This window comes from Clostridium uliginosum (assembly GCF_900112485.1).
In the GTDB taxonomy this organism is placed as follows: domain Bacteria; phylum Bacillota; class Clostridia; order Clostridiales; family Clostridiaceae; genus Clostridium; species Clostridium uliginosum.
In genome coordinates this window covers 1-21,962 of the sequence record NZ_FOMG01000017.1, presented here as the reverse complement: position 1 = coordinate 21,962, position 21,962 = coordinate 1, and the positions used below count along the sequence as shown (strand labels likewise).

Below are 21,962 nucleotides of genomic sequence, written 5' to 3'. Positions count from 1 at the left end.
ATTGATAAATAATTCTTTATCAGGTTTTTTAGTTGAATCATCATTTGCTTCACAGATTTTCTTATTACTTGTTGCTTGTTCTGTAAAGAAATTTTTGTTCATTATTTTATATCCTCAGCATCTCTAAACATATGAGAAAAGCTCTTGTCATATAGTAAACTTTTATCAAAATTACTATCAATAAAATCTCCAACTAATATTTGAGCACACTTAGTAATGTTATTTTCCTTAACTTTTTCAACTATATCATCTAAATGTCCCATTATTATTCTTTCATCTTCCCATGTTGCCCTCTCTACAACAGCAATTGCAACATTCTTTTTATATCCAGATCTTAATTTATCAACAACTTTATCTATCATTGAAATAGAAAGGAATATTGCCATAGATGCTCCAATAGCTGCTAAAGCTTCAAGATCTTCTGTTTCTGGGACAGGAGTTCTTCCTTCAACTCTTGTTAAAATAACTGTTTGAGTTACACCTGGAAGTGTAAATTCTCTATTTATTGCTGCTGCTGCTCCTGTAAATGAACTAACGCCTGGAACAACTTCATATCTTATATTAAATTTATCAAGCTCCACCATTTGCTCTCTTATAGCTCCATATATTGATGGATCACCTGTATGTAATCTAACAACTAACTTTCCCATTGCATCTTCCATAGTCATAATTTCCATTACATCTTCTAATGTCATATTAGCTGAATTATAAACTTGAACGTCTCCCTTGCAATACTCTAGATGTTCTTTAGAAACTAAAGAACCTGCATATATTACAACATCAGCTCTTTCTAACAAATCCCTTCCCTTAACTGTAATTAAATCTACAGATCCAGGTCCTGCTCCTATAAAATAAACCATCTTACCACTCCTCTTTCTCTAATCTCTACTTGCTATAATTAATGACATATAATCTCTAAGTTTTAAGATTTCTTCTCTGTCTGTAAGCACCGTTTCGCCTTCTCTTCCAACTCTGCTAACATAAGTGTAACTAAAGCCTTTTTCTTCTAAGACATCTAAAACTTCTTCTTCACGTTTATACATCTTCATTACTACAATGAATTTTTCATCTGTTATCTCATTAACCTTTGTAGCTGGCATTACAACTAACTTTTCATCACCAATTACTAAAGTTCTATCTACTAAACTTGCAGCTGCACAAAAAGAAGTTATTCCAGGAATTGTGTTAACTTCAAACCCATGTTCTTTTACATGACTTAACATATGGATATATGTACTATAAACATATGGATCTCCTATAGTTAAAAAAGCTACATTTTTTCCTTCTGCTAATCTTTTTTCTATGAATTCATATGCTTCTTTAGATTTTTTAAGTCTATCTTTTCCGCCCATTGGAAAGTGCATAATTGCAACTTCAGCATCTTCTCTTACATATTCTTTTGAAGTTTCAAAAGCAATACTTTCTCCACCCTCAGTTGCAGTTGGTGCAACTATAACATCACACTTTTGTATTATCTTTACACCTTTAACTGTTATAAGTTCTTTATCTCCTGGTCCTACTCCTACGCCGTATAATACTGCCATTTTTATTATTCCTCTTTTCTTTTTTTGCATTCAATTATATATATTGGATTATTAGCCATCATCATAAAGGTACCTTCCCTATTTTTACTTATGTTAACTAAGGAAATTTCAACTTTATATTTTAATGATTCAATTTTTTCTATAGCTTTATATGCATTATCTAATGTAATAAAGTTCATAACAATTGTTCCATCATCTCTTAAAAGATTATTTGCATTAAAAATAATTTCCTCTAAGTCGCCTCCGCTACCCCCTATAAATATAGAATTAAATCTCACCTTTTGTCCTATAAGCATAGTAAGCGTCTTAGTTGCTTCTTCATTAACAACTTTAATGTTATTACAATTAAATTTTTCAATGTTACTTTTTGTAACTTGATAAGCTTCATCATCTTTTTCTATAGCTAATACCTTACCAAATCTTGCAATTTTTGAAGCTTGAACTGAAATAGTACCAGTTCCGCTTCCTATATCTAATACAAATGAATCCTCTTTTAAATTCATTTTACTTATAGAAATCATTCGAATTTCCTCTTTTGTCATAGGGCAATTGCCCCTAATAAATTCATCATCTTTTATAAACATCATTTTTCACCTTTACTCTCTAATAATTATAAAAACACATAATTCACTAAAGCTTTTATTTAAGAATTGCTTAGGTTTTCCTTGACTTATAACCTCATCATCATAAGAAAGGTTTTCTCCAACAACCACTTTGCAATTAATTAATTCATTATCTAGTAACTTACATAATTCAGTTGGATTATTTTTTTTATCTGTAAGCCAAATTGTTATTTCATTTTCTTTAACCATTTTTAAAAACTCATCACTTCTACCATGTAAGCTTCCTAAATATGCATTATTCCAAGTTAACTTCACCTTTGAAGTTAAATATTGAAAAGAACTAATTCCAGGTATTATTTCAAAGTCTTCAGTAATATTATTTTTTATGTAATTAGTTATTCCATAAAATGTTGGATCACCAGATGCAACAACTGAAATAACTTGTTCTTGCTCACTTAATAAGATTTTATCAATATCTGCTAAACTCTTCAAATAAATCTTTTTTTTATTAATAAACTCTAATGAATCTAAGGCTCTTTTAAATCCTACAATAATATCAGAGTGTTCTAATACATCTATTGATTTTTTAATCATATAATCTTTATGTCCCGGCCCAAGACCTACTATATATAACATTTTTCACCTCTAGTTATTTTTTTAAACTTCATATTTACTAGTTATCTCTTCAAAAATGCCTTACTTACATCTGAAAAGAAATAGAAGTCCAATATGCACTGTATATTTTGTGATAGACAAGGAGATGTAATTAGCTCATAGTTGTGTTATCAGTTAATTACATCCTCAAAGTATATCACAAAACAGATTAGCATATTGACTGGATATTTTTTGAATATGCGCCTTATCTCTTTAAAGATGCCTTACTGCTCTAATGAACTCCATAGTAAGACTGGATCTGATGCACCATAATACATAACTACATCAATTTCTAACTCGCCATAAACATATTCTCGCATTTTATCTAAAATTTTATTTCCTATATTTTTATATAATTTAGAGTATCCTTCACCTAAAAGCTTAACAGCACCTTCACAAGTTTTTTGCTTAAGAATTTTTTCAACAAGTGAAATATCATATCCAAGAAGTGCAAGCTCTAATCCAAATACCTCAAGTCTTACACCATTTACTCTACTATGAGTATTAAAACAACCATAAGCTATTTTACTCATTTTTCCTATGTGTCCAACTATGACAATAGATTTAACCTTACAAGAAACGCATGTTTCTAAAGCAAATCCTATGAAATTTGAACATATAACAATTTCCTCTTCTTTAAATCCTAGCACTTTACAATAATTCTCGCCTAAATTTCCAAAAGTTAATACTAATCTTTCATTATTCAAAGCCTTTTGAGTGATCTCTAACTTTATAGATGCTTTAAGTGCTTCCTCAGACATAGGATAAACAATCCCTGTAGTTCCAAGTATTGAAATTCCACCTTCAATTCCAAGCCTAGGATTAAAAGTCTTTTTTGCTATTTCTACTCCTTGCGGTGCTGAAATTGTAACTTCAACTCTTTCTCCATTAGGTAAAATTTTCATTACTTCTTGTCTTATCATCTTCCTTGGTACAGGATTAATAGCAGGTTCCCCTTTAGCTACAAAAAGCCCTTCTTTTGTAACAGTGCCAACCCCTATTCCACCCTTAATCACAACAATATCAATATCTTCAAGTTCATTAAAATCTTCAGAAATCCTATCAAACTCATTAACAAAATACTTTTTATTGATATTCTTATATTTTTCATGATCCATTATAGATTTCATATCATTATCTACACACTTTTCAGTAATTCTTCTAACCTTTGCTTTTATTTCAATTCCCCTTGTAATATCAGGGTCGTCTCCACTATCTTTTAGAATAGTACACTCAACATAATCATCTTTTCTAACTATAGATGCTATTGGCATTTCTATATTAATTCCCTTTGGAGATGTTACTTCTATTTTATCCAATGTTTCTACTTTATCAAAAAGAAACATTGTAGCTGCCTTTGCTGCTCCAGCACTACATGATCCTGTTGTATAACCACACCTTAATTTTTTTCCTCCGCCTTCCACATACATTTCAAACACAAATTTTCACCTCCAAATTGTAATTTTGTGCTATGTTTTAAAACCGTGTTGATATTGTTATATAAAGCTCATGGACGGTTAAATTCGCTATTATATAACAATATCAACACTCTTCTAAAACATAGCCAAATATTAATTAATAATTAGATAGAAGTTCAGCTATTCATAGAGTGTATATTTTTATTTAAACCGAACAAAATATAATAAAGCGAGGTGCACACAATGAAAATCAAGAAATTTTTAATAGTTTTTTTAATATCAATAATTGCATTTACAGAAAACACAAATGCAATTCCCATATCAGATACTTATAAACAAGGTATATATAATATCTCTGAAATTACTCAAATTAATGCTACTGCCAAGCTCATAACCCCAAACAATGTTACAAGTTTAATAATACTTGATTCTAATGTTAATCAGAAATTCTATAAAAAATTTGATACTGTAGATGAAATTATAAACTTAGGTTCTCTTAAAAATGGTGATATTATAGCAATATTAGGTAGTGGACAAATAGCTATTAATTTTTCTAAATAGGTATTTTATGGGTATATATTTTTCTTTTTTCTCATCAATATCTTTTACTGTTTCTTCATTCATATAATCACTAACTGTTTTAATATCAAAGATTAAAAAATACCGCAAATTCATCTTTGAATAATACGGTATTCCAATTAGTTATTTTTTTATGTATACCCATGCTTTATCCCTAGGCTATATCTTTTTTAGAGTTTAAACTGGAAGCCTTCTGATATAAAAATATATTATATATAATAACTGAAACAAGAAATAAAAGAGTACCTAAGTATTAATTAGTATGTGTTTTTTATTCATTTGCATACCCCCAGGTTGATACTTTTTACTCTTGTGACTTAATATGCACAAATAATTCTTATTATAGCATATTTTATAAATACTGTATTATCCAATTTGCAAAGAAGATTATTTATTAACCATAATTTCACCTTCAAAATCATATTACTTGAGCCACATTAAATCCCTGTTTTTCAGCTTCCTGAGCAAAATTTTCTCCATCAATATGAATGCAGTAAACTTGTTTTCTATATTCCATTGGAACAGTTTCACTTAATACTCTTAATGATGTGTGGACATTTCCTTTACAATCATTTAAACAAGTATCATGATAAATAATATTTCCATCTTTTAAAAATGGAATTACATCAATATTAGTTTTACATGTATCTCCACTATAAAAAATATCATTTCCTTTATCAAATTTTAATACGAAGGAATATGCATTTACGGTTTTTGCATGTTCAGTTATAGAAGAACTTAACATTAACTCTAAAGAATCAATTCGTTTATTATCTGTATTATGCAAAATAAAACTTTCACCTTCAATTGCACCAGTTAGTTCTAAAAACTTTCCTACTTTTTCTTTTTCATAAAAATATATATTTGATGTTATTTTTGATTTCCAATAACAATATCCAACAAAACTTCCTAAAGAACCTACATGATCTGAGTGCATATGTGTAATTAATATATGTATATTTTTTATACTATCAATTAGATTTTTTTCAACGACTTTTTTAAATACATCTTCTCCACAATCTATAAGTAATAATGTATCATTTCTTATTATATATGCTGATGTATTTCCTTCCTTAACATTATATCCTGAACCTCTTCCTAGAAACTTTAATTTATTCATAATTCAACTCCTGTATAATATCTGAATTTATATTGTATTTTTTTACTATAATAATAAATTATAACATATTTTTAGCTATTCCTTTATTCAATTTTCAAAGAACACTTTTATTAGTTTTTACTTCAAATCTACATATAATGTAGCAATTGTATCCTCTACTATAAAAATATTATTTGAATTTATCTGGTTTCTACCATTGCTAACACTCCAACTTCTTAAGTGAGAGAAAATCACTTCTACAGACCTGAATAATTTCCTTTATTTTCATTTCTTATGTTATAATTTTGTATAAAGGAAATAGTTGTATTGTATTGTTTAAGGTATATGAAATATATATTAAGTAAACTAAAGTCGAGACAACTTGATCGTTAATAAGGCATATTAAAATTTAGGCATATCCTAAAAAGCCTATATTTATATATTATGTTTATAAAATTTTCAAAATAGAATAAAGAAGGTGAAAATCACGGAAGAATATATTATTAAAGTCCAGAATTTGAGTAAGAAATTTGGAAAGAAAGTAATTCTAGATAATGTTAATGTTAAATTTAAACAAGGAGAAAGTGTAGCAATTTTAGGCAATAACGGAATGGGTAAAAGCACCTTTCTTCGTATGATATGTGGGCTTACTACTACAAGTAAAGGGAAAATAATTTATGATAAGGACATTAAATTTAATTACATACCGGAAAACTATTCTAAACTTAATTTAACTGTTGAAGAATATTTGAAATGCATAGGAGAATTGGAGAATTTAAGTAAGGAAGAATATAGTGCAAAGATTAAAATTCTTTACGAAGATTTCTATTTAGAAAATATGAAAGATGTTCCTATGAAACATTTATCTAAAGGTACATTACAAAAAGTAGCTGTACTTCAAGCACTAATTAAAAAGCCTGATGTATTACTATTAGATGAGCCATTATCAGGACAAGATATTAATTCACAAAAGAATTTTATTCGTATTGTTAAGCAACTGATATCTCAAGGGGTAACTGTTATTATGTCTTGTCATGAAATGTTTTTAGTTGAAGAATTGTCTAGCAGAATACTTCAAATCGAAAATAAAGGAATATTTGAAATACAAAAACCTAAACTTGAAAAGATTATATACACTATTATTGTTTTTGAGAAAAAGGAAAACAGTACTATTCAATTGGATTTAGAACTTAAAGATATTGGAGAATATTCTGAAGATGAAGAATCATTGACATTAAAAGTGATAGAAAGTAGCAGTAATAAACTACTTTTAAAGATGTTGCAAGACGGATATGTATTAAAATATTTTAAATAGTAAAAGGAGAGATTTTTTGATAGCTTTATTAAAGTATAATTATAAGTTTTATATAAAATGCAATAAGTTTATGATTCCACTTTTATTTTTTTGTTTATTTCAACTTATTTTTTATAGTGAAGGTCCTGTACATTTTACATCAAGCATAATGATATGCTCCAATGTTCTGTTTTGTATAATGACTTGGATTGCGTTCATCTATTGTGAAACACAAGATGTACGTACAGAGCAAATTGTGTTTCTTAAAGTAAATAATAATAATTCATATTGGCTTTCTAAAATAATATTCTTATGGATTGTAGGGATTGTATTATCTTTTATTGGGGTAATTTGGCCGATAATCGCTAATTTAGTTAAGGCTGGGGCTTTTTTTGAAAATAATATTGGTTTAATTGATCTTTTATTAGCATTTCTTATTCAGGTATTAGTAGCATTCATGGGTCTGTTATTAGGATTTATTTTTCAGACAAAAATTACTGGAACACGAAATGTAGCAGTAACGCTTTTATTCTTATGTACATTGCTATCCATCGTTAAATGTGCGTTAGTAAATGAGTGTCCTATTGCAAAAACAATTATGTGGATTTTTCCGCCTGTATCTGAGGTAATTAATTCATGTATGACACTTGGGAAATTTTCTATAAGTATACTTACAATTCCCATAGTACATAGTGTATTTTACATTTTAATACTAAGTTTTATTTACCTAAAATTAATGAAAAAATTATTATTTTGATTTTCCCTATGTTTTAAAGCTGTGTTGATATTAGGCACATTCAAAAAAATGGTGATTAGGAGGATATATTTATGAATAAAAATAAAAATCTATTAAAAATCGCAATTTTTACATTGTTGATTGTTTCTACTGCAGGAAGTACTTTTGTAGTAGCTTCATCAGACAATTATTTAAAAGATAAGGTAAAAAAATTAACAGAACAGTTTAACTCTAAAAAAAGCAATTTAGAGAAGACAGGTACTTATAGTACTGATACTAAAGAGTCTAAGGAAGTAAAGGAACTTGGAATAAAAATAGCAGATTTAAGTGAACAGACAAAAACAGAAGAAGATTACAAAAAAGAACTTGAAGATTTTTTGCTTGGATGTAGACGTGGTTTAGAGGATACTAAAAGAGATCAAAAATTATATTATGAACAATCAACACAAGATTTTATTGACAAAATGGAAAAAAAGTTAGCTGATATAGAAGATGAAATGAAATCCAATGATGAACTTAATAAGAATTCATCTGAATCAAAGATAAGCCTTTCTCATGAAAGCCCTTCTAAAAAATTATTAGAACGATTAAATGATCGTTCTGATGTAGATTGATAATTAAAGTAAAATAAATCTTAAGAGCAGGCTACTCATTGAATCAAGGAGTAACCTAAGCCACACAAATAATTCTTACTATAGAATATTTTGTAAATACTATATTATCTAATTTTCTAAAAAAATATTATTTAGCCTTATTCTATAAAACCTTTCGTCTGCATTTTTTCTGCATTAAGAAATAATCCCATTCCTGTTTTCATTTTTTTAAAGTTCAACTTTTCGTAAAAAATTTCTTTGCCAGGTGCAGCATATAATATAACATTACATTGAGGTATATATTTTAAAATACTATTAACAATTATTGCACCTACCTTTTTACCTTGATATTCAGGTAATACTGCTATATCATAGATTGCAGCTTGATAAGCTCCATCTGAAATTGCACGACCAAAACCAATTAGCTTGTCATCATCAAAAACAAATACAACAGTATGACTATTTTCAAAAGCCTTCTTATGAACTTCTCCTTCAAAATAAGCCATTCCAACGTTTTTTAATAATGTAGATACATAATTCCAATCTATATTTAGACAATTATATTGAATTTTTAGATTCATTTCTTTTTCTCCTTTGCGTATTAACATAAATATAATTTACAGATTAATAGCTATAATATTTCTTTGAATTGCTTTGAATCCCAATATTCCCTTTTATAAGATCCATTACCTCATGTAAATTTTTTCTATGAGCTGCTTCCATTTGCAGTTCTTGTTTGCACTCAAAAGCTGTACGAGCATTTCTTACTATATTATGATTGCAGGAATTTGTTTCATGAGATGCAATTGTATTTTGTAAGTTGCTTTGTGTTTCCACTTGAGCAATAGGAACTTTATTTAATAAAACTTTCTGCCCTTCTTCATCCACCATATATGTACAATAATATTTTCCTTCTGTTTCTGATATAATTTGTTTCTTTTTTTGCACCTTCTGTGTATCTTTAGTATTCTCTTGTGATTCATGTATATCTTTACTCTTACTTTGATATTCTGACGTTATAAGAGAATTATAAGATTTTTTACTACAAACATTATTTATATAAAAACTCATTTTCCCACCTCATTACCATGATTTTCATATATAAGGCATATTAAAATAAATAATAAGTAAGTCAGCTAGTCTATTTGACTTGTTATTTTCTTTAATATGCCTAACTAAGAATTTGTATACTTCCTTGCCTTCATTAAGAATAGTGAATATTTAACTTTTTGACCTTCTATAATTTTTTCATCATAATAAAATGTCTTTGATTCTATATCATTAAATCCAGCATTAATTAAAATACTTTTTAATTCCTCTTGATTAAAACCATTATGCCCATCAAAATCTGGATATTTTTTATGAAAGCTGCCATCCTCTTCATCCAAATCTACAATACACAAGTAACCATTTTTATTAAGTAATTTATAAAAGTTCTTTATTATTGCTTCGGTATTATGAATATGGTGCAATACCATAGAATTATAAATAACATCAAATTTCATATCTAATGAATTTTCATCCGATATATCTAAATGATTAGTAACCATATTATTTACTTTGTATTTATTAATTTTAGAGTTGAGTATATCTATCATTCCTTTTGATGAATCAATAAGGGTAATTCTTTTAAATTTATCATAAAGATTAAAACTTACAAGACCAGTTCCACACCCAAACTCCATAGCAGAATAATTCTTATCAATATCAATTGAATTGCTTATTTCATCTGCTATTATTTTTGCTCTATTAATTCTTTTATCTGTATCCCAAGTTTTAGCATAATCATCAAAACTCATTTTTAACTTGCCTCCCTTTTATCTCTAGTGTACACAATACTATATTTCTTTTTTACTTCTTTACAGTGACTTTTTAATACTTCTTCAAGTGTTTTTGAGAAAACACTACCTCTTAATATCCTGTCTAGCATCCAAATATTATGTAAATTCATTTTAATCATATCATATAAATGCCATATTATTCAATTTCAAAAACACTTTGATTTGTACAAGTTTGAGTAGTAGCAAGTAGTTTTGTATTTATACAAAGCTACTCACTATCTACAGTATCGCATGTAGCGATGGCTATACCAATGTATTTACTTTGTTTTCCCTTATTTTTCACATTTTCAAATTTATAATGTACATGTTCTTATATAAATGTTCTTATATAAATGTTAATACTATAAATTCTACTATTAAAACTTGCATCATTTATGCTTGATTCTAAAGAAATTCATACAAGCAATAAACGAAACAATTTCTTAGTACTTTACATATATAATAATATCAACACGGTTTTAAAACAGCACCTATTTTTTAAATTCAGAACTGAATTATTAAGTGTCCCCAATTAATAAGGATAGTATGGATAATATGGATATGGTGGTTGAGTAATGTAAGGATAAGATAATAATGATAATGTTGCTAAAGTATTAAATGGAATAGATCTACGTCTAAAGCGTCTGAATCTTCTTCTTGGACGACGCTGATCATGATATTGCCTTTGTTGATCAAATTGATTTTCATTTTCTTGCTCCATTGCATCCTCACCAACCAACACGTTAATGTGATTGGTATCTACATCTTCAATAATTCCATCAAATATGTTTCCATCTGTCATTGTTAAAGTAACGTGATAGTGCAAGCATCTCCTACATTTATCTTGTAAATCCTGTAACGTATGCAAATCTCTGTAACAATCTTCTCTTTCAAAATCCATTTTTTAAACATCTCCTTTCAAATACCATGATATTCATCTCCAAGGGGAACTGTACCATTTTAATGAGTAAATTTTTATAAAGAATTCGACAATAATTTACTTGTTTTATCTTAATTAACACCATCTATAAGTATTGAGAAACAAAAAATATCGCAAATTCATTTCTGATATGCTCCCTTTAAAATAGACAGATTAAAAAAATAAAAATCTGTCACTCGAAAGGGTGCAGTTCATTTCTGAATAATGCGATATTTAAATTTGTTATTTATTTTTATTAATATATAATATAAGAAAATAACCTCAACTTTTAAAATTGGCTATGTTTTAGCAGAGTGTTAAAACAAAGCGTTAAAATTAAGATTAGTCTCTTTATATCTTTCAATCTACCAACCTTATTCCAAGTTTTTCATAAAATTCATGGTCTATATTATGGCTAATTGTAAGGTTATTGTCTTTTCTAAATTTTATTACATACTGTTTCATACCATCTCCATATATTCCGTCTAAATCTCCTGGATAATACTCTTTCTCTTTCATCTTTCTTTGTACCTCTAAAACAGCTGATCCTCTATCCCCTGGCTTTAATGTTTTTAATCCCTTTTCAAATGGACCATTTGGTCCTGCATATATGGTTACTGTCATTCCGTATTTCACATACTCATATAATTCCTCAATATCTTTATTAAACATTCTAATACAACCATGAGAAGCTTCAGAACCAATTGTTCCCGGTCTATTTGTCCCATGAATTCCAAATTTTCCCCAAGGCACATTTAATCCAATCCACCTTGTACCAAATCCTCCACTCCATTTAGCCATACCGACGACTTTCCATGTACCTATTGGAGACGGTGTTTCTTGTTTGCCACTAGCTATGCTATATTTTTTTAAAATTATATTTTTCTCAGTATCTACCAAATAAATTCTTTGTTCACTAAGATCTACTAGTATAACAAGATTTTTATTAGAATCAACTTTTGAAGCTGATTGTACAGTATATCCGCTTATATTAAATATAAAAATAATTGTAACTACAAAAAAAATATTTCTTAGAAACCTCTTTCGTTTCAAAAATTACACCTCACTTCATATGATGTCCTTTCTAGTATGCTACCTATTTATTTTTATATTAAAATATTTTTATACAATTTATACTTTATTATACCTTGCATAACTAATTGAATAGACCTAGATAGTGCAGTTCAGCATTTCTAATTCTAATACTTTGCTATAGTTAAGTCATCGTATTATACTATTATGTTCATTGTATAAGGTTGTTATGTAATACAGCAGGATATATATCCTGCCTTATATCTAAAAAGATTAATAATATCTTTCTCTGACTTCTCTTGTAAAACCATAATCAATAATAACAGGCCGTCCATTAATTATTCCCCAGCTACTTTCCCTATCCAAATCAGCCAATAATAAATTATATTTCCTCATAATATTCTGTAGTTCTTTTAAGTTAAACAGTTCCCTTTTATTTGTAATATTGAAATACTTCCATACATATGAAATATTGTATACTTTATTAGCTTTCTGCATTATTAATAAATTAAAGTCATTTGAAACTTTTATAACTTTTGCAAATAAATCGGAAGGATCATTAAATGAAATTTTATACTCACACATATTCTGTGCAATTCCGGCTCTATTTCTTGCCACTTTGATTACATATCCATTTCCCAAATCGAATACTTGCCTACCAGAACCTGAACCAATATATCTATAATATCCTCGTCTTAAATTAAACATAATTCGATTAAATACAATAGCCATTTCAAACACCTGCTTTATAATAATCTCTTTAAAATTATTAGTAAACACCATACATATTATATTATTCACTTCATAGTAAATTAGTTCATTATACCATTATGACTTAATTATTATATATTTTGTAAATTATGTTATAATAAACAATAACCTTATATTATAATTTAAGGAGGTAGCATATGAAACAAGAAAGCATATTTACAAAATGTTCTTTAGGTATTTTAATAGTATCCTTTTTTGTATTGGTAAATGAGTTTATTCAACTAATACCTACTCATTCTACACATTTAGAAGGATTTTTATTGTATTACGGACCATTTATATTTGCAATTATTGGTGGAATATTTTCAATGGTAGGATTAATTAAAAATAAAACAAAATTAGGGCTGTTATTAATAGTACTTAATTTTATATTATTGTTTTGGCCAGTATTTCTGTGGAGTTTACCAACTGCTATTTTGGGATTATAGAAATTTATAAAATTAATATCTTTGGATGCTTAGAAAAGCATAAAACTTTACATCTGATTATATCTTCTAAGTATACTTACTTAAATTAATATATTTCATATTTCCTTGTATCCATAAATAGTAAAAACTCTATTTTCTTCTTCATAGGGAATTGAATATCTTTTTAATACCGAAATAAATTCTTCTGTTTCATCAATTAATTCTCCATCTATTAAGCGTCCTCTATGCTTAAGATATCTTGGTCTTATTTTTATCCATTGGATACCAACAAAAGGATATAACATTTCATAGTCCCAATTTCCTATGTAGGTTACATCCTTGTCAAATGCCGGTAGTTTTAAATCATCAAATAATATATCTTTACATATATAAGGTGGTGGAAATGGTAAATCATTAATCATAGCATTTCTTAATTCTTTCCATTTTGTTTGATTCATCACAGAAAACATTTTTTTCTGTTCTACTACATTAGCAACCTTCTTCTTATATTTTTCTAAATCAAATTTTATTTTTGACTTTTCCATATGACCCCCATTAATCAATTAATTTTATACAAGGCTCTGTTTTAAAGCAGTGTTGATATTGTTGGCATAGTCCATGAGCTTTATATAACAATATCAACACTCTGCTAAAACAGAGCCTTATATTTAAATATTAATATTTATTACTCACCTAATTCACTAACATATATTATGCTAGACTATGTAACTCATTTAATTTCAATGCAAGTTCTCTAGCTTTATCTAAAGCCTCAATATCTTCTTTGGCTGGTATATCATTAGTATGTATAGTACTGACAATACCAATCGGAGTTGTATTCATTTGGTGAAAAATAATATTTGCAGTTCTTGATGAACGCTCATAATCGTGTGTATCCCCGCCTGCTGAAATAACAAGCACACCATTTTTCTTTTTCTGTTTAAACTCGCTGTCTTTTCGTATGCACCTTGAAACAAAAAATAGCTGTAATCTACTTGCAAGGCTTAAAAGTTGTCCAGTAAGTTCAGAAAAATATAATGGAGAAGCTATTATTACATTATCAACTTCATCAAGGAGTTGATATACTTCTTGCATTTCATCGTTAATACAACACCCCTTGTTATCCCAACAATATCTGCAATCTACACAAGGACTAATATTATTATTGTAAGTGTTAATCACTCGTACTTCCCCATCAAGATATTTTACCATTTCGTTAACTAAAGTCATTGAGTCTCCATTCTTTCTTGGAGAACCACTGATAATTAGTGTTTTCATTTTTTCCTTACCTCCACATAATTTAATTTCTAAACATTGGTGTTTCCCTTCTTTATAAGAACTGATTTTTAACCAGTTGAAAACATTTTTCATGCGTATCATATATCTTTTACATTAACACAAGTAACAAGATACTTACCCTCAGGTATTTCTTTAATCTTAATATCATCATCTGAATTTTTAAAGCACTTTTCCCATATAATATTCATTTACATATTTTCCATCAACTATCATAGATCTTTCTTTTAGTCCTTCCTTCTTAAATCCCATTTTTTCATATAATTTAATTCCAACTTCATTTGATTCTACTACAGTTAATTCTAATCTTGTAATATTATTTTCTAGTGCCCATTTTTCCATTTCTTCAAATAATTTAGTACCTAATTTTTGTTCTCTATAATCTTTTAATAAACCAATAACCACATATGCGCTATGTCTAATCCTTTTAGTATAGCCTCGTTCTGCTGATAAAAATCCGCCTATCCTTTCTCCATCATCTATTATTAATGTTAGTTGCTTAAAAATATCTATATTAATTCTATCTTTTATTTTTTCAACTGTTGCTGTTCTTTCACCTGGTTCAAATAACATATATTTTATTTCTTTATCTAATTGTTTTAACATATCTAAAAATTTTTCTGAATCTTTTAAGTTAGCTTTTCTTATATTCATATTTTCACCTCAAAAATTTTTTTAACAACACAATACTACTAAATTTTTGCTCTTTTGATGTAATCTTTGCAGATATACCCATATTGTAACATATCTCCAAATGCTATATTATTCAAATTCTAAAAACAGCATTTATTAAATAGTTATCCTATTGCCTAAGTATTGCAAAGCAAAAATACCCTATACTCATTCCTGAATAATGTGATATTTAAATTTATAAATACAGAATAATATAAAAATATAAATCAACTGAAAACAGTATACATTTCCTCTTTATTTGTATCTTTATTTAATATAAGAATTTGCAGATGTGATATTCCTTTTGTGCCCTCATCTTCCTTAGGCAAAATCAAGTAACAAATACTACTCTTATCTATATAAGCATAATTAGAAGCAGTTACCATATCTTCATGATTTTTTAAATAATCATTGTCAAAATATTTCACTCCTTCATATTCATCTGTAAAATCCTTATTATCAGTTTTTTCTAATGTATCATTTTCTATATCATATAAGTATCTATTTTTATGGTCAGAATCATTATACATTAATATTTGACTTCCATTGTCTTTTACCTTAAATATAGTAACTTCATCACCTTGAATATGATTCATATTAATTGATTCTAAATTTATTGCTCTATAAATTTCTTGATTTAGGATATCATACACAATCAAACCAATAGGTCCATAAAAAATCACTCTATCTTTTGAAGCATATGCTATTTCTGTAAATGCTCCATATTGTAATTCTTTAATTTCTCCTATAGTTTCCTTCATGGTATTGTTATTTACTTTTTGTGATTCTTTAATTTCTTCTATAGGTTCATTTGTAGTAGTATTATTTGTATTTTTAGTATCACATCCTACAAAATAGTTGCAAAAAATTGTAATCATAATGATAATAAGCATAATGTTAATTATTCTATTTTTATAAATATTTTTTAAGTTCAATGATTTTTCTGATAACATTTCAAGCATCCCCCCTTAAATTTTATCTTTAATAAAAAGATATCTTAGTATAAATATTTAATCATCTTGGTAAAAAAATAAAAGTACCTTTTTAAATATTATTAGTTGTTTCCTTATAATTACTTAATTGTCCTCTTTTTAACACATTTAAAATATAGAATATATAATTTTTATCTTCCAATTTTTAAATAGATACTTGCAACAAAAAATACTGCAAATTCATCTTCTGAATAATACAGTATTCTAATCAGTTATTTTTCATATTTAATTTTAACTACTAATCCTTCTATATCTATAAGAACTTAACAACTTAAGCTTTTGTAAGTTCTAATATTTGTTTAGGATTTTCTAAAATATAATTTGCATTAATTCCTATTGATGATTTAGCACCCCATAAAGCTAATGCAAAATCTATACCAGCACTAAATGCGCAATCCATATCATATTTAGTATCGCCAATATATATAGTTTTTGATTTATCTGCCCCTGACAATTCAATAAATTTTAGAATAGGCTCTGGATTAGGCTTATGTTTTTCTGTATCATCTGCACAAACTACTAAATTGAAGTAATTAATTAATTCAAAAGGTACAAAATCATTTATGAATTCTTCTTTAGTCTTTGAAGTTACTATACCTGTTGAAATTCCCATTTCTTTTAACCTATCTAAAGTATCTTTAATATCATCAAAAATTTTTACATGATGAAAATATTCTTTTAAATATTTATTCCATTTCTCATTGGACTCTAAAAGATTAGTTATTCCAAGTTTATTTAATGTTACTTCCCCAGGAATACCTAAAGCAAACCTTAATTCTTCGAAACTAAAATTTTTATTAAGTTCTTCATTCAATAATTTTTGAAGTGATGAAAGAACTGCAATTTCAGTATCTAAAATTGTGCCATCAATATCAAATATAATATAGTTATACATTATTATCCTCCATAATTAAAATAAATAGTTACATGATTTAGGCACATCAAAGAAAATAATAGACCAAAGATGCGTCGTATAATTGGTCTATTATTTTTTTAAATGTGCCTTAGTACTCAAATAATTACTCTTGTGACTAATTCACACAAATATATCTCAATTATATCATATTTTTACAATATAATATAATTCAATTTTTAAAGAATATTATTTATTAAAGAAACACTTTCCACCCAACTCAAAATCATATTACTTGAGCAACATTAAATCCCTGTTTTTCAGCTTCCTGTGCAAAATTTTCTCCATCAATATGAATGCAGTAAACTTGTTTTCTATATTCTTTTGGAACAGTTTCACTTAATACTCTTAATGATGTGTGGACATTTCCTTCACAATCATTTAAACAAGTATCATGATAAATAATATTTCCATCTTTTAAAAATGGAATTACATCAATATTAGTTTTACATGTATCTCCACTATAAAAAATATCATTTTCTTTATCAAATTTTAATATGAAGGAATATGTATTTACAGTTTTTGCATGTTCAGTTAGATAAGAACTTAACGTTAACTCTAAAGAATCAATTCGTTTATTATTTGTATTATGCAAAATGAAACTCTCACCTTCAATTGCACCAGTTAGCTCTAAAAACTTTCCTACTTTTTCTTTTTCATAAAAATATATATTTGATGTTATTTTTGATTTCCAATAACAATATCCTACAAAACTTCCTAAAGAACCTACATGGTCTGAGTGCATATGTGTAATTATTCCATTATTTAATTTTAACGCTTTTAAAACATAGCCTATTTATTAAATAATTATCCCATTTCAAGTATTATTAATCAAAAAAATATCACAAATTCATTTCTGAATAATATAATATTTTAAGTTATTACTTATTTTTACTACTAGATTATATAAGAATATATTCTATCACTCCAAAAATATTTTTGGAGTTTTTTTGACTTTGTTTTTCACTTTTAACATTTTAGATACAATAAACTTTGGTCTATAGATGATTTTTCTAGCTTTTTAGTTGTACCTGTTGGTGAAAAATATATAGTGGTTGCTGATCTAATTATCATAAATCTTCACCTCATATTTACAGATTATAATTGCTTCATTATATTACCATTATAAAGTATGCTATAATAAATTCAATATAAAACTATAATTTAATTAACCAGAGTTTTATAGTGTTTAATTAATTTTAAATAGGTGAGGTATTAAAATATGAACAAGGATTTTTATAAAACATTTTTTTCTGCTGGAATTCCATTTGGAATAATAATGGGATTATTTTTTGGCATATCCAAAAGTATTTATGGTGGCATTGCTTCAGGAGTTATTTCAGGACTTTTATTTGGTTTAATACTTAGTGCTTTTGTTGAAATTCAAAAGAAAAAATTTAAGAAAATTAGTTCAGAGGTAACTAATGGTAAAAAAGTTATTATGGACGGAGGAGCTAATCACTTTAAAGGTGCAGAAGGAGTTGGTGGATGGCTTTATTTAACTTCGCAAGAACTTATTTTTAAGTCTCATGCTTTTAATGTTCAGAAACATGAAACTATGATTCCTTTAGAACAAATAATTGAAGTAAAAACTGTATCTACCCTTGGATTAATTCCTAATGGTCTACAAATTGTAATTAGTGGTGGTATTATTGAAAAATTCGTTGTTACCAATCGAAAAACCTGGGTAAAAAAATTAAATGATGAAATTTCTTCTTTTTAAATTAGCAAGTATTAATTCGAATTTTCATCATGTTTCAACACTATATTAAAACATGCACTTTTATCAAAAAATTATTATTAAATAGACTGATGTGTCCATGCTGTCACATCATAAAAAGAGCAGTAAAAGATAAATATCTAATACTGCTCTTTGTGCTTTTTAAAAGAAAATCCTTCCCCAATAAGTCATTTTTATAATAAGTATTTATTTCTTAAAAGACATTTTAGATAGTGTCTTCTTTATTGTACTTTTGATTATAGTTCATCATCGTTTATTAATATTATGCAATAAAAAATATAATAAATTCATTTCTGAATAATATGATATTTTAGTTTATTATTTCAATAGCTCAGAATTTAAAATTGTTTTATTTCTGATTTTCCTTCATTATTCTCTTTTTTTCATACATTCTTTTATCTGCTAGTTTTAGAAGTTCATTAATATCATCTGAATCATTTGGAAATTCAGATAATCCATATGCAAATTTAATATATTTTTTGTCTCCATTAAAATCTAAAGGAGAATTTTCAAGAACAATACAAATCTTACTCATAATCTCCATAACTTCATTCTTATTTTTATTAATGAATAGCCCTATAAATTCATCTCCTCCAATTCTTCCTAAAATATCATTCTTACCAGTTTCTATTTTCAAGGTATTTGTAAATTTCTTTAAAATTTTATCTCCTGCATCATGACCATAAGTATCATTAATAATTTTTAAATCATTTAAATCTATCATACATATAACAAAAATCTCTTTTGAAAGCTTTGCTTTATCTAAACTTTTACTTAATATTTCTTTAAAAGAATGTCTGTTATATAATCCCGTTAAACTGTCATATCTAGACATATACAAGATATTTTCTAATAATTTAAAATTTTTAAAAGCTATAGCGATATCATAACATATATATTTGAGTAAAATTTTATCTCCTTCACTAAAATCCATATCTTTATTTGTATTGTATATATTTATAAATCCAAGAACTTCACCATCAATTCCAATACCACAAGTTAAAAGTTCTCGTGGAGTCTCATATACAAGGTTTTTCCAAGAATTATATTTAGCTTCTTTATGAAATAGATTCTTTTCTAGATTTGTAAAAATTTTAGGATTAAATAACTCCTCAATAGAATTTAAGTTACATTTATATGTATCTTTAAAGTTATATGTTATACCTTTTATTGTATCTAAATTATATCCCTTTGTAGCCTTGTAATATAATTTATTATTTTTCTCGATTAAAATACTTCCCATCTTAGCATTAGGAATTATGTCAAATACCTTATCAAGTATTCTTTGAATTAACACATCAAATTCACCTGAAGATATCATTTCACTATTTATTTGAAGAATAGACTTTGTTATATCATTCATTTGCTCAAGTTTATATTTTTGTGATTCTAACATTTCATTTGTTTGTTGTAATTCTTTCGTAGCTTGATTTACAAGATTTGTAAATACTTTAATTACGCCTAGATCCTTTCCTTCAAAAAAACTTTTCGTTGGACTTTCATTTTTAGTTAATATAAGTTCGCTATTATTTAAATTTTGTTTTCCTTCATAAAGTGCTAGTATTGTCATTGTTACATTTAGTAGTTTATATGAATTATTAATTGTAAAAAATTCACCATAAGTAAAGAATCCAAAAGTTGATGCAACGTTATTTAGATGATTCATCTCAAGATTAATTTTATCTTGCATAAAAGATTTTCTTGCTGAACATGAATAAATAAAAATTGCTTCAACATTTCTTCTTTTTAATCTATTAGCTATTTCTAGCGAATTATTTATTAATATATTTACATTTCCATAGCCAAACTGAACTTTATCGTTGACTTCAACGTTGCTCAAAAAATTCAATGATCCATCATCATTACAACTATAAGCCACTTTTGCCATTTCAACACCATTTTTTCTTGTTATTAATGGGAATTCAGTTGCAGACATAGGTAGCTGTTTAGCTACTTCAGCTCCAAGATATTTTTTATAAATATCAACAGCTTTAACATTATCTATTGTATAAATCTTATTCTTTGATGCTTTAGTAATAGTCATTAATTTTCCAATAGGTGACCAACCAAAACTATAATCTGTTATAACATTTAATTGTTTTCCAGTAAGTGAAACAGCGGCTATACCATTTTTAGTAATACCTTCCTTAGTAAATACAAATGTTTCTTTTAAATAGCCATTATCACCGGCTTTACCACCACAAACAATAATGTTACTATTAGCTGATTGTATCCCCTTAATAATATTCCAACTATTTGTTAATAATCCATCTGCAAATAAGATAATAACTTTTGTATCATTTTCTACTAATTCTTCCACAATATTTATACCTAATTTATATTCATTATCATTATTATTATTATTTAAAAGCTTTGATTTAATTTTCGTTTTTTCAAAAATAGTAAAAGATATTATAGTGCTATTGTTTAACGTATTTTCTTTATATATTTCACCAGCAGTTGTTGTACCTACAATTTCTGCTTGTGGCAATATAAACAGTAGCTCATCAATAATGCTTTTAATGAATCCTATTTCAACTACACCTGTGAAAACTTGAATAAGTACATTCTCGTTCTTATTAATATTCTTACTATAAATAAAAGATTGCATTTTTTCAAAATTATCATATATAAATCCATATTGTTTCATATCACTACACTCCTTAGATAATAGATAGTGTAAATTTTTCACATTGCTCTTTTTGAAAATTTATATATATGTTCTAAAAAAGTTTATTCATTTAAATTTACTGTGTATTTTTTAGTAATGTAAATAAGATAACTTTGAAAATAGTGAATTTTATTAATTAAAACTTATATATAAATAGGTTGTTGAGTAAACAAAAATTGTAAAAAATAAATAAGCCATTCCTTTGTGATATAATGATTTCGCTAAAAACAACAAATACATCACATAAG

25 protein-coding genes are annotated in these 21,962 nt (G+C 26.8%); 6 read left to right on the top strand and 19 right to left on the bottom strand.

Going from position 1 to position 21,962, the window contains the following annotated elements; translation table 11 throughout:
* Window positions 1–101: 101 nt before the first annotated feature.
* The 5 genes from cobM to cbiD all read right to left on the bottom strand — a co-directional run bounded on the left by cobM (window position 102) and on the right by cbiD (window position 4,200).
* Window positions 102–860, bottom strand: a complete 759-nt coding sequence (gene cobM, locus BM027_RS11465; protein ID WP_090091813.1) for a precorrin-4 C(11)-methyltransferase — start codon at window positions 858–860, stop codon at window positions 102–104.
* A gap of 18 nt (window positions 861–878) precedes the next feature.
* The gene (locus BM027_RS11460) at window positions 879–1,544 is read right to left on the bottom strand and encodes a cobalt-factor II C(20)-methyltransferase (protein WP_090091811.1); all 666 of its coding nucleotides are present in this window, start codon (window positions 1,542–1,544) and stop codon (window positions 879–881) included.
* Window positions 1,545–1,549: 5 nt separating this feature from the next.
* On the bottom strand, window positions 1,550–2,131 hold the full coding sequence (gene cbiT / locus BM027_RS11455; RefSeq protein ID WP_090091809.1) for a precorrin-6Y C5,15-methyltransferase (decarboxylating) subunit CbiT: 582 nt from the start codon (window positions 2,129–2,131) through the stop codon (window positions 1,550–1,552).
* A 9-nt stretch (window positions 2,132–2,140) separates the two neighbouring features.
* The gene (gene cbiE, locus BM027_RS11450; RefSeq protein ID WP_090091807.1) at window positions 2,141–2,743 is read right to left on the bottom strand and encodes a precorrin-6y C5,15-methyltransferase (decarboxylating) subunit CbiE; all 603 of its coding nucleotides are present in this window, start codon (window positions 2,741–2,743) and stop codon (window positions 2,141–2,143) included.
* A 242-nt stretch (window positions 2,744–2,985) separates the two neighbouring features.
* Window positions 2,986–4,200, bottom strand: coding sequence for a cobalt-precorrin-5B (C(1))-methyltransferase CbiD (gene cbiD / locus BM027_RS11445; RefSeq protein WP_090091804.1), 1,215 nt, complete (start codon window positions 4,198–4,200; stop codon window positions 2,986–2,988).
* A 222-nt stretch (window positions 4,201–4,422) separates the two neighbouring features.
* Here cbiD and BM027_RS11440 point away from each other — a divergent pair, with 222 nt between their 5' ends.
* Window positions 4,423–4,740, top strand: a complete 318-nt coding sequence (locus BM027_RS11440) for a hypothetical protein (protein ID WP_090091802.1) — start codon at window positions 4,423–4,425, stop codon at window positions 4,738–4,740.
* 436 nt (window positions 4,741–5,176) lie between these two features.
* On the opposite strand, the gene BM027_RS11435 is transcribed toward BM027_RS11440, so the two are convergent.
* The gene (locus BM027_RS11435; protein WP_175559979.1) at window positions 5,177–5,878 is read right to left on the bottom strand and encodes an MBL fold metallo-hydrolase; all 702 of its coding nucleotides are present in this window, start codon (window positions 5,876–5,878) and stop codon (window positions 5,177–5,179) included.
* Between the two features lie 496 nt (window positions 5,879–6,374).
* Between BM027_RS11435 and BM027_RS11430 the strand changes: the two genes are divergently transcribed.
* From BM027_RS11430 to BM027_RS11420, 3 genes are all read left to right on the top strand, one after another.
* Complete coding sequence (locus BM027_RS11430) at window positions 6,375–7,172, top strand: ATP-binding cassette domain-containing protein (protein ID WP_242943321.1); 798 nt, start codon at window positions 6,375–6,377, stop codon at window positions 7,170–7,172.
* A 16-nt stretch (window positions 7,173–7,188) separates the two neighbouring features.
* Window positions 7,189–7,908, top strand: coding sequence for a hypothetical protein (locus tag BM027_RS11425; protein ID WP_090091797.1), 720 nt, complete (start codon window positions 7,189–7,191; stop codon window positions 7,906–7,908).
* A gap of 71 nt (window positions 7,909–7,979) precedes the next feature.
* Entirely contained in the window at window positions 7,980–8,501 is a 522-nt protein-coding gene (locus tag BM027_RS11420) for a hypothetical protein (protein WP_090091795.1), read from the top strand.
* Window positions 8,502–8,638: 137 nt separating this feature from the next.
* Here the strand turns inward: BM027_RS11420 and BM027_RS11415 are convergent, their stop codons facing one another.
* The 6 genes from BM027_RS11415 to BM027_RS11390 form a co-directional block, all read right to left on the bottom strand.
* Complete coding sequence (locus tag BM027_RS11415; RefSeq protein ID WP_090091792.1) at window positions 8,639–9,061, bottom strand: GNAT family N-acetyltransferase; 423 nt, start codon at window positions 9,059–9,061, stop codon at window positions 8,639–8,641.
* A 43-nt stretch (window positions 9,062–9,104) separates the two neighbouring features.
* The gene (locus BM027_RS11410) at window positions 9,105–9,551 is read right to left on the bottom strand and encodes a hypothetical protein (protein ID WP_090091790.1); all 447 of its coding nucleotides are present in this window, start codon (window positions 9,549–9,551) and stop codon (window positions 9,105–9,107) included.
* Window positions 9,552–9,655: 104 nt separating this feature from the next.
* Window positions 9,656–10,279, bottom strand: coding sequence for a class I SAM-dependent DNA methyltransferase (locus BM027_RS11405; protein ID WP_090091788.1), 624 nt, complete (start codon window positions 10,277–10,279; stop codon window positions 9,656–9,658).
* Between the two features lie 553 nt (window positions 10,280–10,832).
* Window positions 10,833–11,201: a hypothetical protein gene (locus BM027_RS11400; protein WP_090091786.1), complete on the bottom strand. Its 369-nt coding sequence runs from the start codon at window positions 11,199–11,201 to the stop codon at window positions 10,833–10,835.
* A gap of 378 nt (window positions 11,202–11,579) precedes the next feature.
* Entirely contained in the window at window positions 11,580–12,272 is a 693-nt protein-coding gene (locus tag BM027_RS11395) for a L,D-transpeptidase family protein (RefSeq protein WP_090091784.1), read from the bottom strand.
* Between the two features lie 252 nt (window positions 12,273–12,524).
* On the bottom strand, window positions 12,525–12,983 hold the full coding sequence (locus BM027_RS11390; RefSeq protein WP_090091782.1) for a hypothetical protein: 459 nt from the start codon (window positions 12,981–12,983) through the stop codon (window positions 12,525–12,527).
* A 176-nt stretch (window positions 12,984–13,159) separates the two neighbouring features.
* Between BM027_RS11390 and BM027_RS11385 the strand changes: the two genes are divergently transcribed.
* On the top strand, window positions 13,160–13,450 hold the full coding sequence (locus BM027_RS11385; protein WP_090091780.1) for a hypothetical protein: 291 nt from the start codon (window positions 13,160–13,162) through the stop codon (window positions 13,448–13,450).
* A 95-nt stretch (window positions 13,451–13,545) separates the two neighbouring features.
* On the opposite strand, the gene BM027_RS11380 is transcribed toward BM027_RS11385, so the two are convergent.
* The 6 genes from BM027_RS11380 to BM027_RS11355 form a co-directional block, all read right to left on the bottom strand.
* Window positions 13,546–13,974, bottom strand: coding sequence for a DUF6678 family protein (locus BM027_RS11380; protein ID WP_090091778.1), 429 nt, complete (start codon window positions 13,972–13,974; stop codon window positions 13,546–13,548).
* A gap of 166 nt (window positions 13,975–14,140) precedes the next feature.
* Complete coding sequence (locus BM027_RS11375) at window positions 14,141–14,800, bottom strand: flavodoxin family protein (protein WP_242943320.1); 660 nt, start codon at window positions 14,798–14,800, stop codon at window positions 14,141–14,143.
* Between the two features lie 87 nt (window positions 14,801–14,887).
* Window positions 14,888–15,379, bottom strand: coding sequence for a GNAT family N-acetyltransferase (locus BM027_RS11370; RefSeq protein WP_090091774.1), 492 nt, complete (start codon window positions 15,377–15,379; stop codon window positions 14,888–14,890).
* A 245-nt stretch (window positions 15,380–15,624) separates the two neighbouring features.
* A complete protein-coding gene (locus BM027_RS11365) occupies window positions 15,625–16,350 on the bottom strand; it encodes a hypothetical protein (RefSeq protein WP_090091772.1) in 726 nt (241 codons plus the stop codon).
* 310 nt (window positions 16,351–16,660) lie between these two features.
* Entirely contained in the window at window positions 16,661–17,284 is a 624-nt protein-coding gene (locus BM027_RS11360) for an HAD family hydrolase (protein WP_090091770.1), read from the bottom strand.
* A 244-nt stretch (window positions 17,285–17,528) separates the two neighbouring features.
* On the bottom strand, window positions 17,529–18,098 hold the full coding sequence (locus BM027_RS11355; protein WP_479723318.1) for an MBL fold metallo-hydrolase: 570 nt from the start codon (window positions 18,096–18,098) through the stop codon (window positions 17,529–17,531).
* 426 nt (window positions 18,099–18,524) lie between these two features.
* Between BM027_RS11355 and BM027_RS11350 the strand changes: the two genes are divergently transcribed.
* On the top strand, window positions 18,525–19,025 hold the full coding sequence (locus BM027_RS11350) for a GRAM domain-containing protein (protein WP_090091768.1): 501 nt from the start codon (window positions 18,525–18,527) through the stop codon (window positions 19,023–19,025).
* Window positions 19,026–19,392: 367 nt separating this feature from the next.
* On the opposite strand, the gene BM027_RS11345 is transcribed toward BM027_RS11350, so the two are convergent.
* On the bottom strand, window positions 19,393–21,693 hold the full coding sequence (locus BM027_RS11345; RefSeq protein ID WP_090091766.1) for a sensor domain-containing diguanylate cyclase: 2,301 nt from the start codon (window positions 21,691–21,693) through the stop codon (window positions 19,393–19,395).
* Window positions 21,694–21,962: the final 269 nt, after the last annotated feature.

Bases quoted from the DNA above. Each gene is read 5' to 3' on its own strand.
- BM027_RS11345 (WP_090091766.1), bottom strand. From the start codon at position 21,693: ATGAAACAATATGGATTTATATATGATAATTTTGAAAAAATGCAATCT.
- BM027_RS11460 (WP_090091811.1), bottom strand. From the start codon at position 1,544: ATGGCAGTATTATACGGCGTAGGAGTAGGACCAGGAGATAAAGAACTT.
- BM027_RS11365 (WP_090091772.1), bottom strand. From the start codon at position 16,350: ATGTTATCAGAAAAATCATTGAACTTAAAAAATATTTATAAAAATAGA.
- BM027_RS11405 (WP_090091788.1), bottom strand. From the start codon at position 10,279: ATGAGTTTTGATGATTATGCTAAAACTTGGGATACAGATAAAAGAATT.
- BM027_RS11435 (WP_175559979.1), bottom strand. From the start codon at position 5,878: ATGAATAAATTAAAGTTTCTAGGAAGAGGTTCAGGATATAATGTTAAG.
- BM027_RS11370 (WP_090091774.1), bottom strand. From the start codon at position 15,379: ATGAATATAAGAAAAGCTAACTTAAAAGATTCAGAAAAATTTTTAGAT.
- BM027_RS11385 (WP_090091780.1), top strand. From the start codon at position 13,160: ATGAAACAAGAAAGCATATTTACAAAATGTTCTTTAGGTATTTTAATA.
- BM027_RS11390 (WP_090091782.1), bottom strand. From the start codon at position 12,983: ATGGCTATTGTATTTAATCGAATTATGTTTAATTTAAGACGAGGATAT.
- BM027_RS11410 (WP_090091790.1), bottom strand. From the start codon at position 9,551: ATGAGTTTTTATATAAATAATGTTTGTAGTAAAAAATCTTATAATTCT.
- BM027_RS11360 (WP_090091770.1), bottom strand. From the start codon at position 17,284: ATGTATAACTATATTATATTTGATATTGATGGCACAATTTTAGATACT.
- BM027_RS11440 (WP_090091802.1), top strand. From the start codon at position 4,423: ATGAAAATCAAGAAATTTTTAATAGTTTTTTTAATATCAATAATTGCA.
- BM027_RS11415 (WP_090091792.1), bottom strand. From the start codon at position 9,061: ATGAATCTAAAAATTCAATATAATTGTCTAAATATAGATTGGAATTAT.
- BM027_RS11400 (WP_090091786.1), bottom strand. From the start codon at position 11,201: ATGGATTTTGAAAGAGAAGATTGTTACAGAGATTTGCATACGTTACAG.
- BM027_RS11380 (WP_090091778.1), bottom strand. From the start codon at position 13,974: ATGGAAAAGTCAAAAATAAAATTTGATTTAGAAAAATATAAGAAGAAG.
- cbiE (WP_090091807.1), bottom strand. From the start codon at position 2,743: ATGTTATATATAGTAGGTCTTGGGCCGGGACATAAAGATTATATGATT.
- BM027_RS11375 (WP_242943320.1), bottom strand. From the start codon at position 14,800: ATGAAAAATGTTTTCAACTGGTTAAAAATCAGTTCTTATAAAGAAGGG.
- cobM (WP_090091813.1), bottom strand. From the start codon at position 860: ATGGTTTATTTTATAGGAGCAGGACCTGGATCTGTAGATTTAATTACA.
- cbiT (WP_090091809.1), bottom strand. From the start codon at position 2,131: ATGATGTTTATAAAAGATGATGAATTTATTAGGGGCAATTGCCCTATG.
- BM027_RS11350 (WP_090091768.1), top strand. From the start codon at position 18,525: ATGAACAAGGATTTTTATAAAACATTTTTTTCTGCTGGAATTCCATTT.
- BM027_RS11420 (WP_090091795.1), top strand. From the start codon at position 7,980: ATGAATAAAAATAAAAATCTATTAAAAATCGCAATTTTTACATTGTTG.